Source organism: Streptomyces olivaceoviridis (assembly GCF_014650115.1).
GTDB lineage: Bacteria > Actinomycetota > Actinomycetes > Streptomycetales > Streptomycetaceae > Streptomyces > Streptomyces olivaceoviridis.
Genome location: NZ_BMUI01000028.1, coordinates 1 through 15,678, shown reverse-complemented (window position 1 = coordinate 15,678; position 15,678 = coordinate 1). Strand labels below are relative to the sequence as shown.

11 protein-coding genes are annotated in these 15,678 nt (G+C 69.6%); 4 read left to right on the top strand and 7 right to left on the bottom strand.

Going from position 1 to position 15,678, the window contains the following annotated elements; all coding sequences use genetic code 11:
- The first annotated feature begins 73 nt into the window (after positions 1 to 73).
- The 3 genes from IE273_RS35190 to IE273_RS35180 all read left to right on the top strand — a co-directional run bounded on the left by IE273_RS35190 (position 74) and on the right by IE273_RS35180 (position 2,750).
- The gene (locus IE273_RS35190) at positions 74 to 1,087 is read left to right on the top strand and encodes an SIS domain-containing protein (RefSeq protein ID WP_189819195.1); all 1,014 of its coding nucleotides are present in this window, start codon (positions 74 to 76) and stop codon (positions 1,085 to 1,087) included.
- A 30-nt stretch (positions 1,088 to 1,117) separates the two neighbouring features.
- On the top strand, positions 1,118 to 1,915 hold the full coding sequence (locus IE273_RS35185) for a PfkB family carbohydrate kinase (RefSeq protein WP_189819194.1): 798 nt from the start codon (positions 1,118 to 1,120) through the stop codon (positions 1,913 to 1,915).
- A 115-nt stretch (positions 1,916 to 2,030) separates the two neighbouring features.
- The gene (locus tag IE273_RS35180) at positions 2,031 to 2,750 is read left to right on the top strand and encodes a GntR family transcriptional regulator (RefSeq protein ID WP_229887853.1); all 720 of its coding nucleotides are present in this window, start codon (positions 2,031 to 2,033) and stop codon (positions 2,748 to 2,750) included.
- Between the two features lie 322 nt (positions 2,751 to 3,072).
- Here IE273_RS35180 and IE273_RS35175 read toward each other — a convergent pair whose 3' ends face one another.
- Complete coding sequence (locus IE273_RS35175; RefSeq protein ID WP_189819193.1) at positions 3,073 to 4,500, bottom strand: non-reducing end alpha-L-arabinofuranosidase family hydrolase; 1,428 nt, start codon at positions 4,498 to 4,500, stop codon at positions 3,073 to 3,075.
- Positions 4,501 to 4,654: 154 nt separating this feature from the next.
- Complete coding sequence (locus IE273_RS35170; RefSeq protein ID WP_189819192.1) at positions 4,655 to 6,265, bottom strand: glycoside hydrolase family 43 protein; 1,611 nt, start codon at positions 6,263 to 6,265, stop codon at positions 4,655 to 4,657.
- A gap of 371 nt (positions 6,266 to 6,636) precedes the next feature.
- Between IE273_RS35170 and IE273_RS35165 the strand changes: the two genes are divergently transcribed.
- Complete coding sequence (locus IE273_RS35165) at positions 6,637 to 8,283, top strand: glycoside hydrolase family 27 protein (protein WP_189819191.1); 1,647 nt, start codon at positions 6,637 to 6,639, stop codon at positions 8,281 to 8,283.
- Between the two features lie 468 nt (positions 8,284 to 8,751).
- Here IE273_RS35165 and IE273_RS35160 read toward each other — a convergent pair whose 3' ends face one another.
- The 5 genes from IE273_RS35160 to IE273_RS35140 all read right to left on the bottom strand — a co-directional run bounded on the left by IE273_RS35160 (position 8,752) and on the right by IE273_RS35140 (position 14,912).
- The gene (locus IE273_RS35160; protein ID WP_268257531.1) at positions 8,752 to 9,789 is read right to left on the bottom strand and encodes a LacI family DNA-binding transcriptional regulator; all 1,038 of its coding nucleotides are present in this window, start codon (positions 9,787 to 9,789) and stop codon (positions 8,752 to 8,754) included.
- Positions 9,790 to 9,814: 25 nt separating this feature from the next.
- Positions 9,815 to 11,479: a glycoside hydrolase family 13 protein gene (locus tag IE273_RS35155; protein ID WP_189819189.1), complete on the bottom strand. Its 1,665-nt coding sequence runs from the start codon at positions 11,477 to 11,479 to the stop codon at positions 9,815 to 9,817.
- Between the two features lie 83 nt (positions 11,480 to 11,562).
- Positions 11,563 to 12,477, bottom strand: coding sequence for a sugar ABC transporter permease (locus IE273_RS35150; RefSeq protein ID WP_189819188.1), 915 nt, complete (start codon positions 12,475 to 12,477; stop codon positions 11,563 to 11,565).
- Between the two features lie 13 nt (positions 12,478 to 12,490).
- Positions 12,491 to 13,489, bottom strand: a complete 999-nt coding sequence (locus IE273_RS35145; RefSeq protein ID WP_373309441.1) for a carbohydrate ABC transporter permease — start codon at positions 13,487 to 13,489, stop codon at positions 12,491 to 12,493.
- A gap of 133 nt (positions 13,490 to 13,622) precedes the next feature.
- On the bottom strand, positions 13,623 to 14,912 hold the full coding sequence (locus IE273_RS35140) for an extracellular solute-binding protein (protein WP_189819186.1): 1,290 nt from the start codon (positions 14,910 to 14,912) through the stop codon (positions 13,623 to 13,625).
- Positions 14,913 to 15,678: the final 766 nt, after the last annotated feature.

The window sequence follows — 15,678 nt, the reverse complement described above, 5'->3', positions numbered from 1 at the left end:
CTGACTTCAATTCGTACTTGTCAGACAACAAATCGGCCTCGCGGCCGTCCGACCACCGGAGATGAAGGCGTCAATGCTGAACTTCGACACGGACCGTTTCCTGCGCATCCAGTCCGGCGCGATCGACCTTGCCGACGGGCTGCGGGACGCGGTCGCCCGATGCCTGCGCGATGGTGCGCGGAACCTCTTCTTCGTGGGTTCCGGCGGAGCCGGCATCCTGATGCTGCCTGCCGCCCGGTTGCTCCAGACCCGCTCGACCTTCCCGGTGCACGTCGAGGCCCCGGCGGAGCTGGTGGCGGGCGGCTCGGTGCACCTGGGCCCGCACTCCGTGGTGGTCATCCCGTCCCTGTCCGGCACCACGGCGGAGAGCGTCGAGGCGCTCGCCTACTGCAAGAGCCGGGGCGCCACCGTCATCACGCTCACCGGGCACGCGGACACCCCGCTCGCCGAAGGCGCGGACCACTCCTTCGTGAACTTCGCCGAGGACGACACCTCCTGCGAGTCGTTCTACTTGCAGTCCCTGATCCTCGCCCTGGCGCTGATGCAGGAACGCGGCGAGATCACCGACTACGACGAGGTGGTGGCCGACCTGAAGCTGCTGCCGAAGCTCCTGGTGGACGTCAAGCAGGCCTTCGAGGAGCAGGCGGAGCGGTTCGCCGCGCAGATCCAGGACGAGCCGTACCACATCATCACCGGGGCGGGCTCCACCTGGGCGGAGGCCTTCTACTACGGCATGTGCATCCTGGAGGAGATGCAGTGGATCCGTACCCGCCCGGTGCACGCGGCCGACTTCTTCCACGGCACCCTCGAACTGGTCGAGAAGGACGTCAGCGTCATCACCTTCAAGGGCGAGGACGACGGCCGTGCGCTGGTCGAGCGGGTCGAGGCCTTCGCCCCCCGCTACACCGACAAGCTCTCCGTCTTCGACACCGCCGCCTTCGAGCTGCCCGGCGTCGGCGCCCGTACCCGGTCGCTGATCTCCCCGGTGCTGCTGGCCACGGCGTTCGAGCGGGTCAGCGCACATCTGGAGGTCAAGCGGGACCACCCGCTGACCACGCGCCGCTACTACAAGCGCGTGTCCTACTGACACCGGCGTCCACCACGAGAGGAGAGCCCGTTGCTGTTCGCCACGGTCGGGGACAACACCATCGACGAGTACGTCGGTACCCTCAGCAGGAGCTACGTGGGCGGAAACGCCGTGAACGTCGCGGTCGACCTGGCCCGCGCGGGCAACGCCTGCCGTTACTCCGGCGCCGTCGGCCCCGACCGGGCGGGTGCGCGCGTCCGGGCGGCCCTCACCGCCCACGGCGTGCGCACCGACGGACTCGTGGTGCTGCCCGGCCACACCTCGGTCTCCCGGATACGGGTGGACGCCACCGGCGACCGGTCCTTCGAGTACGAGGACTTCGCCGTCTGCGCCCAGTACCGGCCGGACGAAGCCGAACTGGAGCGGCTCGGCCGGTGCGGCGCCGTGCACATCGGCATGCTGCCGGCCGAGTCCGCCGCACTGGTCCGCCGCACGCTCGCCGGCCGGGGCGTGCTGCTCAGCCAGGACTGCGCGGTCACCGAAGGGTTCGACGGACTCGGCATCGCCTTCTGCTCCGCCGGCGAGGACGTGTCCCACGCCCGGCTGCTGGCCGGTCAGGCGGTCGCCGGCGGAGCGGCACTGGCGATCGTCACCTGCGGTGCGGCCGGCAGCATCGGCCACGACGGGCGCTCCTGGTGGCAGGTGCCGGCCCTGCCGACCAACGTCGTGGACACCACGGGCGCGGGGGACAGCTACATCGCCGGTTTCCTCGCGGCGCGGACCGCCGGAGCGGACGTCGCACAGTCGATGCGGGCGGGCTCCCGCACCGCCGCCGAGACGTGCGCCCACGAGGGAGCATGGCCGCAGGAAACCGTTCCGGCCGGGTGAACGGCCCCGGTGCACGGGGGCGTCCGCCGTACGCTCCCGCCGCACGGCGCTCGTCATACACTGTGCGGTGCCTCAGTCCGCAGCCGGATCCGCTCCGCCCGACAGGAAGCTCTACATGCCCGCAAAACGCCCCATGTCGGCCCAAGTACGCGACCGGCTGGTGGAGTTGTTCCGGTCCCGTGGGCTGGTCCCCGGCGACCAGTTGCCGAGCGAGGCGGAGATCGCGGAACTGTGCGGGGTCGGCCGGTCCACCGCCCGGGAGGCGCTCAAGCTGCTGGAGCAGGAGGGCATGGTGGTCGCCGAGCGTGGCCGCGGACGGTTCATGTCCCCCCTCGGCGCGCTCAAGGTGGAACGTCCCATCACCCGCTTCGAGTCGATCAGCAGCATGCTGGAAGCCCTGGGCTACCAGGCGCACACCGTCGTGCTCTCCGTCGCGGAGCAGGCTCCGGGCGATGTCGTGCGCGAGGCGCTGGGCCTCTCGGACGACGACACGGTGATCCGGCTGGAACGGCTGCGGTCCGACGGCGACGATCCGCTCGTCTACAGCGTGGCCAGCATCGTCAGGGACGCGATTCCGGGGCCCGTGCGGCACTTCGACTGGAGCGGGTCGCTGAGCGACATGCTCGCCGCCCACGGCCATCCACCGGTGTCCTCCGCCGCCCGGCTGAGCGCGGTGGAACTGCCCGAGGACGTGCAGCGGCGGTACTCCTTGGACGGCTTCGGGCCCTGGCTGCTGATCTCGGAGACAGTGATCACGCCCGCGGGGCGGCCGGTGCTGTACGCGGAGGACTACCACCGGGGCGACGCCTTCGCCTTCAACGTGCTGCGCCGCTGAACCGGTCCTGTCCGCTTGTCCGCCGGCGCCGGCGGCCTGGTCCACGGGACTCGTGGCCAGGACGGCCTGCCGGCTGCTGGGCTACGACTCCTGTTCCGTGCTGCTGCCGGACCCGGCGCACCGCGTCCTCGCCATCGAGGGGGCCCGGGAGTACGGAGAGGCGCCTTCCAGCCGGGCGTTCCGAGCGCGGGCAGGGCCGCCGTCGTGACCCGGCCGATGCCACGGCCTCCGACACCCGCCCCGGCCACCGCCCCGCCCGGGCGGTCACCGGGGCGGGGCAGGGCGTCGGAGCGGGCAGCGCCGCTGACGGGGGTCGGACGGGTCAGCGCTGGAGGGTGAGGACGCCCGGCCGCCACGGCAGCTGGTCGTAGGGGCCGCCCGCGGTGGGTGACTTGCCCTGGTAGAGGAACTGAAGGTTGCAGGGGTCGATGGTCATGGTCTGGTCGGGGTTGTTGCGGACCAGGTCGCCGTGGCTGATGTCGTTGGTCCAGCCGGCACCGCTGTTGGCCTTGCCCGCGAAGGGGTTGCTCTCGCTGGCGGCCTGCGGGGTCCACGAACCGCTCAGGCTGGAGGCCGTGAACGAGCGGAAGTAGCGCCCGTTCGCGCCCATCGCCTCGACGATCATCAGGTACTGGTTCTGGCCCTGGACCTTGTACACCTGGACCGCCTCGAACAAGTTGTTCGTCGTGTCGCTCATGACCGTCGTGTACGACGAGCCGAAGCTGCTCGGGAAGTTCCCGATCGGCATGCTCGCCCGGTAGATCTTGCCGTTGTCACCGGCGAAGAACAGGTACATGTTCTGGCCGTCGGCGATCAGGGTCTGGTCGATCGGGCCGGTACCGGAACCGGAGATGCTCCCGGTGAACAGCGGCTGCGGCGAGGACCAGCCGTTGGGGTTGGTCGGGTCGCTCGACGTGCGGTAGACGAAGGGCGAGGCACCCCACTGGTACGCCAGCACCCAGATGTTCTTGGGCGCGAAGTAGAACAGCGTGGGCGCCACCGCGGCCTGGCTCATCCCGGTCTGCCGGGCCGACGCCATGTCCGACCAGTTCGTGAAGGGACCGAACGCCATCGAGCCGTACGACGACCCCGATACGTTCGACGCGTAGACCAGGTGCTTGCCGTTGTACGTCACCGTGGTGAAGTCCTTCAGCGAGACCCATCCGTTGGCCGGCTGCGCCAGCACACCCGTCGACGTCCACCGGTACGTCGACGGAAGAGCACACGTGCCGTCCGGCGGGGTCGACGTCCCGGACAGACCGCTCCACTTCTGGTTGCCGGCACCGTTGCACGTCCAGAGCTCCACCGCCGTGCCGTTGGCCGTGCCGGAACCCGTGACGTCCAGACACAGCCCGGACTCCACGCCGACCACCGTGCCGTCGGAGTTCACCCGCCACTGCTGGTTCGCCCCGCCGGAACAGGTCCAGATCTGCACCCGGGTACCGGCCGCCGTGGCATGGCCCGGAACATCCAGGCACTTGTTGCCGTACACGGTGAGCTGGTTGCTGTCCGTCAACGTCCACTGCTGGTTCGTCCCGTCCCAGCAGTCATAGATCTGCAGATACGTGCCGTCGGTCTGGCTGCCGTTCGGCACATCGAGACACCGGCCGGAACCAGCGCCGCGCAAGACGCCGCTGGAGGCCGCCTGGGCCGGGGCGGCGACGAGCACCGCCGCCAACGCGGCCAGGACCGAAACGACCGCGGCGAGCACCACGGACAGGTGTCCGCGGCCGGAATTTCGTCTGCGCATGGAGACCTCGTCTTCCTTGAGTACGCGGTTCCGGCTGCCCCGTCAGGGGCCGGCCGGACTGTCGATGGGGTGCGGTTCGCAGCGGTCCATGGGCACCGGACCGACCCCGTGCGGCTCCCCGCACCCGGCCTGTGCCGGCCGGGATCGGCTCGTGTCAGGGCGTGGACAGCTCGAACCGCGTGACGCGGACCGCGCCGCCGAGCGCCTGCGTGGCGTGGTTGAAGAGGGCGAACCGGTAGCCCATGAAGAACCGCCAGTCGTTGCCCATGGAGAAGGCAGGTCCGAGGCGGGTGAAATTGGTGCCGTCGGTGCTGTAGGAGAAGGTGCCGGGGCGGGGTGCGCCGGGACGGATGTCCGCGGTCGCGCGCAGCCAGACGCGGCCACCGGAGACGGGCGCGCTCGCGACCTCGTAACCGGTGCCGGTGGTGTTCCAGTTGGTGTCCATGGTCAGCCCGGTGACCATCACCACCCGTGACACGCCGCCGTCGCGTCGGACACCGATCCATGCGGAGGAGTCCCGCAGCAGTGCGAGTCCGGCCCGGTCACCGTCCCGCATGGCGGAGTGGTCGAGCTCGACGGTGGCCGTGGAGCTGGGGCCCTGAACGCGGTGCGTGAGGGTGTTGCGGGCCCAGTACAGGTCGTTGGTGACGGTGGCGGTCCCAAGGGTCAGCCCGTTGCCGACCGACCACTTGCTGTTGTCCGGGTTGTGGTTCCACTCCCACCTCGGCTTGAGGGTCGTACCGTCGAAGGTGTCGACGCCGGTCATGGGGGTGACCTGGCGGGGCGGAGGGGGCACGGCGGGACTCGGGTACGAGGTGCCCCATGCGCCGTCGACGAGTTGTACGACGGGCCAGCCGTCCGAGGTCCAGGTGACCGGGGCCAGCGCGGGCATCCGGCCGCCGGGATAGGCGTCCACGAAGGCCAGGTAGTACCAGGCGCCGCTCTGCGTCTGCACCAGGCCGCCCTGGTGCGGGACGCCGCCGCCGGGGATCGGCCCGCGCAGGTCGAGGAGGACCTGTCGCATCGTGTAGGGGCCGAAGGGGCCGCCGGACGACTTCAGGACGTACTGGCCGTTCGCGGGGCGGGTCACGAAGATGTAGTACTGCCCGTTGATCTTGTAGAAGCGTGAGCCTTCGAGGGTGCCGACGCTCGCCGGCGCCGTGAACACCTGTTGGGTGCGGACCTGGTTGCGGCCGTCGGGCGAGAGCTGGGCCACGCTGATGGTGGTGTTCCCGTACGCCACGTACAGGGAGTCGTCCGTGTCGACGAGCAGCCCCGCGTCGTAGTAGGGGGTGCCGATCGTCGTCAGCCTGCTCCACGGCCCCTCGACGGCGTTGGCGGTGTAGACGTACGTCCGGGCGAAGTCGATCTGGCCGAGCCAGTAGAAGGTCCTGTTGCTCGGCCGGTAGGCCAGTGACGAGGCCCAGATTCCCCGGACATAGCCGCGGGCCCCGTTGAGGTCGTACTTGGCGCCGAAGTCGAGCACGGGCACCGAGTGGCCGGCGATCTCCCAGTGCACCAGGTCGTACGAGCGCAGGACGGGTGCGCCCGGTGAGTAGTGCATCGTCGAGGCGGAGGCGTAGTACGTGTCGCCGACGCGGATGACGTCGACGTCCGCGAAGTCCTGCCAGATCACCGGGTTCGTGTACGTGGAGGTGGCCGCGAGGGCGGCTTCAGGGGGCAGGAGGGCGCCGGCGGCCAGGCCGGTGGCGGCTGTCAGCACACGCCGACGGGAAAGGTTTTGTTGCATCCATGACATATCCATCGACGGCGCTCTCCTCGGCTTTCATGGGCATGGAGCGGCTCTGGCGCGTTCGGTATTTCGAATGCAGGTCGACTCATCGAGCACCCTGGATGATAGGAGACCGGTTGCACCCGTCAATACCCCTCGCAGGATTCGCCAAGTGGATCGAAACATTCGACGCGCCCCGGATGTGAACTGCCGTCGGTCACTTCACCGTTGACCCAGGCAACCGCGCATGCGGCGGCCGTCGACCGCGAACACGGTTGGCTCGTTCCCGTCGTATTGACATGTTCAGACTCCCCTCTAGTATCCGTGGAACCTTCGATTTCCGAATGGCGATCGAAATTTCGAACTCCCCTCGTCCCTTCCTCGCCGCGCCGAAGGAGCCCCTCGTGCCCAGACGATCAGGCGGACGACTGCTCCGCCTCCTCGCGGTTGTCGCGCTGACCATCACCGCGTCCGTGACGGCCTCCGCCCACTCCACCGCCTCGGCCGCGCCGGGCAGCCCCGCGCTCACGCCGCCGCTGGGGTGGAACAGCTGGAACAGCTTCGGATGCGGAATCACCGAGGCACAGGTGCACCAGGCCGCCGACGCGATGGTGTCCTCGGGCATGCGGGACGCCGGCTACCGGTACGTCGTGGTCGACGACTGCTGGTTCGACCCGCAGCGTGACGCGGCAGGCAACCTACGGGCCGATCCCGCCAAGTTCCCGAACGGAATGAAGGCACTCGGCGACTACATCCACGGCAAGGGCCTGAAGTTCGGGATCTACCAGGTGCCGGGCGAACGCACCTGTGCGCAGACCAGCGGCGCCTATCCGGGCTCGACCGGCAGCAGGGGGCACGAGGCCCAGGACGCCGCCACGTTCGCCTCGTGGGGCGTCGACTACCTCAAGTACGACTGGTGTTCCTCCAGCGGCACCCGCGACGAGCAGGTCGCGCGGTTCACGCTGATGCGCGACGCCCTGCGCGCCACCGGCCGGCCGATCGTCTACTCCATCAACCCCAACAGCTTCCACGCCATCACCGGTTCGACCTACGACTGGGGCCAGGTCGCCGACCTGTGGCGGACGACCGAGGACCTGCTCGACATCTGGCAGAACGGCAACACCAACAGCTACCCGATGGGTGTCGGCAACGTCCTGGACGTCACCGCGCCGCTGGCGGCGCAGTCGGGTCCGGGACACTGGAACGACCCGGACATGCTGGTCGTCGGCCGGCCCGGCCTGACACTGACCGAGTCCCGCTCCCACTTCGCCCTCTGGGCACTGCTGAGCGCCCCGCTCATGGCCGGCAACGACATCCGCACCATGTCCGCCGACGTGAGCGCGATCCTGCGCAACCCGCGCCTGCTGGCGGTGAACCAGGATCCGCTGGGCGCCGGCGGGCGCAGGGTGCGCGACGACGGCGCCACCGAGGTGTTCGCCAAACCCCTGTCGGACGGCTCGGTCGCGGTGGGCCTGTTCAACCGGGGAGGCGGCACCGCGACGGTCAGCACGACCGCCGCGCAAGTCGGCCTGTCCGGCGGCCCGTTCACCCTCACCGACCTGTGGACCGGCGGCACGTCGAGCACGTCCGGGCAGATCTCGGCGAGCGTCCCCGCCCACGGCGTGGCCGTGTTCCGGGTGACCGGCGGCAGCCCCCTGGCCGCCACCACCTCACGTCTGCGGGGCAGCGCGTCCGGCCGCTGCGCGGACGTGGACAACTCCTCCACCGCCGCCGGTGCCACGGTACTGCTCTGGGACTGCCACACGGCCGCCAACCAGTTGTGGACCACATGGGCCGGCGGGGAGATCCGCGTCTACGGCGACAAGTGCCTGGACGCCTACGGCCAGGGCACCGCCAACGGCACCCGCGTCATCACCTGGCCCTGCAACGGCCAGGACAACCAGAAGTGGACCCTCGGCCAGGACGGGTCGATCCGCAACGTCCACGCGGGCCTGTGCCTCGACGCCGACGGGGCCGGCACCGCCGACGGATCGCCGCTGGTCCTGTGGACCTGCAACGGCCAGGCCGGCCAGAAGTGGACCCGCGCCTGAGCGGCCACCGCCCACCGGCGGGCGGACACCGCGCGAACCGGCGTTCACGGCATGACGTGCGGCGCCTGCGAGACCGCGCCACGGCGGCCCGGCGGCCGGCGGCCGGACGCCCTCGCTGCCTCGCACCCACACCTGGGTCCCGTTCCGGCCCATGCCGATCCCCGAAAGAAGGCGAGTCGCATGCTGAACCGTGGGCCGACCGCGACCGGCACGGGGCCGCTCCTCGGTGATCCGGGCGGTCGGCGCCCGTACTCGGAGGGCACACCTTGAGGGCGCGGTGGCGTCGACCGGGCCACGGGACGGGACGGAAACCACGCGGCGGGTCCCGGGGCGGCGGGTGCCCCCGGACCCGCCGGGTGGCGGGTGCCACGCCGGGCGCACGCACCGGCGTCCCGCGGCACCGGACGGGCCGGCCCGGCTGACGGGCCGTACCCTCCGCGCGCCGCGGTCGGTGGCTTCGTGCCGGGCTCAGGCGGCGGAGTGGCGCGCCCTGGGTTTGGAAGCCGTGGAGCCGCGTACCACCAGCTCCGGCATGAACACGAACTCACTGTGCGGCGCGGGGGTCCCGCCCACCTCTTCCAGCAAGGTGCGCACCGCGGCCTGGCCCATCGCGGGCACCGGTTTGCGGATCGTGGTCAGGGGCGGGTCGGTGAAGGCGATCAGGGGGGAGTCGTCGAAGCCGACGACGGAGAAGTCCCGGGGCACCTGGAGCCCGGCCTGCCGGGCCGCCCGTACCGCCCCCAGCGCCATCATGTCGCTGGCGCAGACCACCGCCGTGCAGCCCCGCTCGATGAGGGCTCCGGCAGCGGCCTGGCCGCCCTCCAGGCTGTAGAGGGAGTGCTGGATCAGCGTCGCCTCGACCAGGTCCGGCGACAGGTTCAGCTGGTCCTGCACCGCTCGGACGAATCCCTCCATCTTGCGCTGCACGGGAACGAAGCGCCGGGGGCCGACGGCCAGTCCGATGCTGGTGTGGCCCAGGGAGACCAGGTGGGCCACCGCCAGCGTCATCGCGGCACGGTCGTCGGGCGAGATGAACGGAGCCTGCACCTTCGCCGAGAAACCGTCCACGAGCACGAACGGCACACCTTGAGCCCGCAGGTCCGCGTAGCGCTTCGTGTCGGCGGTGGTGTCCGCGTGCAGCCCGGAGACGTAGATGATCCCGGCGACACCGCGGTCCACCAGCATCTCGGTCAGTTCGTCCTCCGTGGACCCTCCGGGCGTCTGGGTGGCGAGCACGGGGGTGTAGCCCTGTCTGGTGAGGTCCTGGCCGATGACCTGGGCGAGCGCCGGGAAGATGGGGTTGTCCAGCTCAGGGGTGATGAGGCCGACCAGGCCCTCGCTGCGCTGCCGCAGCCGCACGGGGCGCTCGTAGCCCAGTACGTCGAGTGCGGCCAGCACCGCCTGGCGGGTGCCGGCGGCGACGCTCGGCTTGCCGTTCAGGACACGGCTGACGGTCGCCTCGCTCACCCCCGCCTGGGCAGCGATGTCCGCCAGCCGTACGGTCACCGGGACGGTCTGTACCGGACGCATGTCACACGGCCCACCAGACGGCGCACTCCCCGGGCAGTGCTGTCGTCCCGGCACCCGGCCGCACGTCGGCGCTGGCGAGCAGCAGCGTGCCGGGGGTGCTCAGCACGACGGGGGCGGCGGTGAGGTTGACCGTGCAGACGAAGGAGCCGTCCTCGCTGTCACGGCGGAACGCGAGCACGCCCTCCGGGCCGTCCAGCCAGGTGATCTGACGGCCGGCACCCAGCGCCGGGTGCTCGCGGCGGACGGCGAGTGCGCTGCGGTAGAACTCCAGGGTGGAGGTCGCGTCGCCCTCCTGGGCCTCGACGGTCAGGTCTTTCCAGTCCGCCGGCTGCGGCAGCCAGCTCGGCGTGCCCTCGACGGCCGAGAACCCGAACGGCGGTGCCTGGCCGGACCACGGGATGGGCACCCGGCAACCGTCGCGGGTGCCGTCCTGGCCGGCGGAGCGGAAGAACGCGGGATCCTGTCGCAGTTCGTCGGGCAGGTCGACGACCTCGGGCAGGCCGAGTTCCTCGCCCTGGTAGATGTAGGCCGAGCCGGGCAGTCCGAGCATCAGCAGGGTCGCCGCGCGTGCCCGGCGCAGACCGCGTGCCGGGTCGCCCTCCGCGAGGCGCGTGGAGTGACGTACCACGTCGTGGTTGGACAGCACCCAGGTCGCCGGCGCGTGCACGGCGTTCATGGCGCGCAGCGAGCGGTCGATGACCTCACGCAGCTCCGCCGCGTTGAAGCCGGTGCCCAGGTAGTCGAAGTTGAAGGCCTGGTGGAGCTCGTCCGGGCGCAGGTAGAGGGCACTGCGCTCGACGGTCGGTGTCCATGCCTCGGCGACGGCGATGCGTTCGCCGTCGTACTCGTCGAGGATGCGCCGCCAACTGCGGTAGATGTCGTGGACGCCGTCCTGGTCGAAGTACGGGACCGGCCGCGTGCCCAGCAGCTTGACCTGCTCGTCGTGGCCGACGTCCGGCAGGCCGGCCGCCTTGACCAGGCCGTGCGCCACGTCGACGCGGAAGCCGTCGACGCCGAGGTCCAGCCAGAACCGCAGGATGGAGCGGAACTCGTCGTGGACGGCGGGATGGTCCCAGTTGAAGTCGGGTTGTTCGGGCGCGAAGAGGTGCAGGTACCACTCGCCGGGGGCGCCGTCGGGTTCGGTGACCCGGGTCCAGGCGGGACCGCCGAAGATGGACTCCCAGTCGTTGGGCGGCAGTTCGCCCTCGGCGCCCTTGCCCGGGCGGAAGTGGAAACGCTCCCTGAGGGGGGAACCGGGGCCCTCGCGAAGGGCCTGCCGGAACCACTCGTGCTGGTCGGAGCAGTGGTTGGGCACCAGATCGACGATGACGCGCAGCCCCAGCTCGTGGGCGTCGTGCACCAGGTCGTAGGCGTCGGTGAGGGTGCCGAACATGGGGTCGACGGTCCGGTAGTCCGCGACGTCGTAGCCTCCGTCGGCCTGCGGGGAGGCGTAGAACGGCGAGAGCCAGACGGCGTCGACACCGAGCTTCCTCAGGTAGGGGAGGCGTGCTCGGATGCCGGGCAGGTCGCCGGTCCCGTCGCCGTCGCTGTCGGCGAAACTGCGGGGGTACACCTGGTAGATGACCGCGTCGCGCCACCACTCCCGGCGCGGGGAGGCGGGGGCGGGGGCATCGCCGGTGACTGTGTCGGTGACGTGCTGGGTCATGGATTCCCTTAAGGGGTGCGGGGGTGACGACGAAAGCGCGTGCTCGGTGGGCGGGAACCGGTGTCCGCCCAGGGTGGCGCCGGTCATGACTTGGTGCCGCCGGCCGTCAGCCCGGAGACGAGGCTGCGCTGCACGAGCAGGAACACGAGGGCGGCCGGGATGGTGATGATGATGGCGGTGGCCGAGGTCCACGCCCAGTCGGGCCGCTGGTCCTGGGCGAAGGTGCGGATGCCGACGGCGAGCGTGTAGTGGTCGGACTGCATGAACTGCGTCGCGTAGGCGACTTCTCCCCAGGCGGTGAGGAAGCTGTAGAAGGCCGTCACCGCGAGGCCCGGCCTGGCCAGCGGCACGATCAGTCGCCAGAAGGTGCCGAAGGGGGTGAGGCCGTCCACCCGTCCGGCCTCGTCTATCTCCTTGGGGATGGTGTCGAAGTAGCCCTTCATCATCCAGGCGCAGAAGGGCACCGCCGTGGTCGCGTAGGCCAGGATCAGTCCGAGGTAGTTGTCGAGCAGTTGCAGTTCGGCCATGAGCAGGTACAGCGGCACGATCAGCACGATGCTGGGGAACATCTGGGTGACCAGGAAGACCCACATCAGTTGCCGGCTGCCCGGGAACCGCATCCGGGACACGGCGTAGCCGGCGGTAGCGGCGAGGAAGACGCCCAGGGCCGTGGTGCCGGCGGCGACGATGACGGTGTTCAGGAACCACTGGGGCAGATCCGAATGGGTCAGCACGTCACCGTAGTTGTGGAAGCCGAGGTTCTTCAGCACCTCGCCCGGCTGCTGCCAGGCGTTCTTCGGCCCCAGGGAGATGAAGAGGACCCATACCACGGGGAAGGCCGCGATCACGGTGGCGAGGATCAGCGTGCCGTGCAGGGCCAGGGAGGCACCGGGCCCTCGCTCCTCGCGACCGCGCACGGTGCGGGTCGAGGGGGCGGGAGCGGCCGGCGGGGCGGTGCCGCCGGGCGCGGCGGCGGTCTCATGCGTTGCTGCGGTCATGACGATGGCTCCTTCACGCCTGCTCGGACTTCAGGGTGCTGCGGCGGTAGAAGGTCGAGAAGGCGAGCAGGAGGGCGAGGATGATGATCCCGTAGGTCGCCGCTCCCGCGTAGTCCGAGACCCCGTTGAACGCCTTGTGGAAGGCGAAGGTGACGAGGATGTCCGTGTCGCCGGTGGTGTTGTTGCCCAGCAGCAGGTAGATGACGTTGAACATGTTGAACGTCCAGATGCAGCCCAGCAGGATCACGGTGCTCGACACCGGCCGCAGTCCGGGCAGCGTGACGTTGACGAAGCGCTGCCAGGGCGAGGCGCCGTCCATCTCGGCCGCCTCGTACAGCTCCTTGGGGATCGACTGGAGTCCGCCCAGCAGGGCGACCATGTTGAAGGGGATGCCGATCCAGACGTTGACCATGATGACGGCGATCTTCTGGGACAGCGGGGAGCCGAGCCAGTTCTGCGCGGGCAGACCGACCGCCTGGATGATCTCGTTGAACACTCCGTACTGGGAGTTGAGCATCAGCCGCCAGGCGAAGACTCCGATGAACGACGGGACGGCCCACGGCAGGATCAGCATCGCCCGGTAGAAACCCCGCATGCGCATCTTGCGGTTGAGCAGTACCGCGAGCGCCATGCCGAGACCGACTTGCAGGACGACGCAGGACACGGTCCACACGACCGTCCACCACAGCCGCGGGTAGAAGTCACCGTCCGCGCCCGACAGGACGTGCCAGTAGTTGTCGAGACCTACGAAATCGTACGTGGCGGGACGGTGGAAGGCGCCGATGGTGGTGGCGACGTTGGACTCGGTCGCGTTGGTCAGCGACTGGTAGAAGCCGTAACCCAGCGGATACAGCACCAGCAGGGCGATGACGATGGCGACCGGGGCCACCATGGCCCACGCGTACCAGTACTTGTCCCACGCACGCCTGACCGCTCCCGGCGCGCGGTGTGGTCTGCGCCGGCCACTGGCTGTCTCGTCGGTCTTTCCCGTGCTCGTTGCTGTGGTGGTCATACTCATCGGCTCTTTCGCGGGCGAAGTCGGGTGGTTCCGCAGCCCCGGGGGAGCCCCGGTCGGGGCGGCAGCGGGGAAACGGATCCCCCGGGGCTGCGTGTCCTTCGGTTACCGTCGGGCGGTGCGCCGCGGTTCAGCCGATGGAATAGCCGTTGAGGAGCTTCTGGAACTCCTTGGCGGTGGCGTCGAGACCGCCCTGGACCGACTCGTCGCCCTGGAGGATCTTCGCGTAGTTCTGTGCCAGCGGGGTGAAGAGTGAACCGGCCTGCGGGAGGGCCACGCGTGCTCGCGCCGTCTTCTCCAGGATCGGCTGGAAACCGGCGATCTTGGCGTTTCCGGTGACCTCACTGGTGTAGGCGGACTTGCGGGTCGGCAGGGTGCCGGTGCCCTCGGCGATCGCGATCTGGCTCGGCGTCGACGTCATGAACTGCGTGAACAGGTAGCCGGCGTCCAGGTTGCCGGAGCCCTGGTAGACGGTGAGGTTGTGACCGCCGGTCGGGGCCTGTGCCTTGCCGCCGGCGCCGGCCGGAACCGGCGCGAAGCCGAGGTTGCCCTCGTCGCCCTTGAACGCCGTGCCGCCCAGGTCGTCGCCCACCGACCAGGGGCCCTGGATCAGCATGGCGACCTTGCCGTTCTTGAACGCGGCCTGCATGTTCTGGTAGGCGTTCGCGAAGTCGACCTTCATCGATGCTTCGTCATTGATCTTCTTCGCGGTGGTCAGAGCCTTGACGGCGGCACCGTCGTTGATGGTGATCTTCTTCGCCGAGGGATCCGCCAGGTCGGCGCCGTTGCTGTAGAGCAGCGGGAGCAGGAAGTACGAGTCGGGGTTCAGATAGGTGCCGTAGGCCCCCGTCTTCTGCTTGATGGTCTTGGCGTCGGCGATGAACTCGTCCCAGGTGGCCGGCGGTTCGGCGATGCCGGCCTTCTTCAGAAGCTTCTTGTTGTACAGCAGGCCCAGGGTGTCGGTGACCGACGGAACTCCGTAGGTCTTCCCCTTGTACCTGGCCGTGTTCAGCGGGACGGGGCTGAAGTCGTCGGTGTCCTTCAGCGCCGCGGTGCCGTCCAGCGGGGCGATGTAGCCCAGTTCGGCGTACTCGGCCATCAGCCCCACGTCGGTGCGGACCACATCCGGTGCACCCTTGCCGCTCTTGGCGGCCGACTTGAACTTCTGCTCGATGTCGGTGAACGGGACGTTCTGGTAGTTCACCTTGATGTGCGGGTACTTGTTCTCGAACTTCTTGATGAGAGCCTTGTACGTCGGGGCCTCGGTCGCGGCGTCCGAGGTGTCCCAGTAGGTGATCGTTCCGGAGATGTCCTTGGGGTCCTTCGGCTTGCTCGACGAGCCGCCCCCCGAACCACCGCACGCAGAGGCGGTGAGGGCGACCACGGTGGCCGCGGCGGCGAACGATATGCCACGTCGCATAGCAACTCCTTGATCTGGGTGCCCGGAACATCCCTCCGAGAAGGGCCGGGGTGCCGTCCGTTTCAACCGACGGCCGCCGGGCGCGAGTTGAACATACAAGGTTGCAATCTCTTGCGAAAGACGTTGCAGGCAGATTCCTTCATGATTTCCTGGACGTGACAACCCCGTTACCCCTGCATGCCGTTGCCTGGCCCTGCATGACAACTAGCCAGCCTGACCGCCTAGTTGCTGGTACAGCTCCTTCCGGAAGCGCGCCCGGCACTCCTCGGGGAACAGCGCCTGTCCTCCAGCGAGATGACCCCGAAGACGACGACCCGTGAGTCCTTCCTGACGGATCGTGGCGACGTGGCAGGACGTCACAGATACCGATGAAGCCTCTTGCTGATGTTTTCAAAGTCCTTGCTGTAACCGCCCACTCGTGGTTACGGTCGCGCCCGGCGTCCGGCGACGAGGCTGTGACACAGCCCGGCCGGCCGGAGCCCGACCAAGCCATCAGCCCAAGGAGTCCACAGCCGTGAGATCCAGCCGGCCGGCGCCCGCGAAGCGCCCGCCTCACCGTTCCGGGCGGGGAAGAGCAGGCAAGCGGGGCACGTACGTGGCGGCAGTCACGAGTGCCCTGCTCACCGCCGCCCTCCTCCAACCCCTTGCCGCACTCCCCCAGGCCATCGCCTACGCCGCCGACGGCACCAGCACCGCCGGTCTCGACCTGACCACCTCCAAGGCGGTGTGGATCGACCGGGACACCGTCGCCTGGGACGGCGTCGAC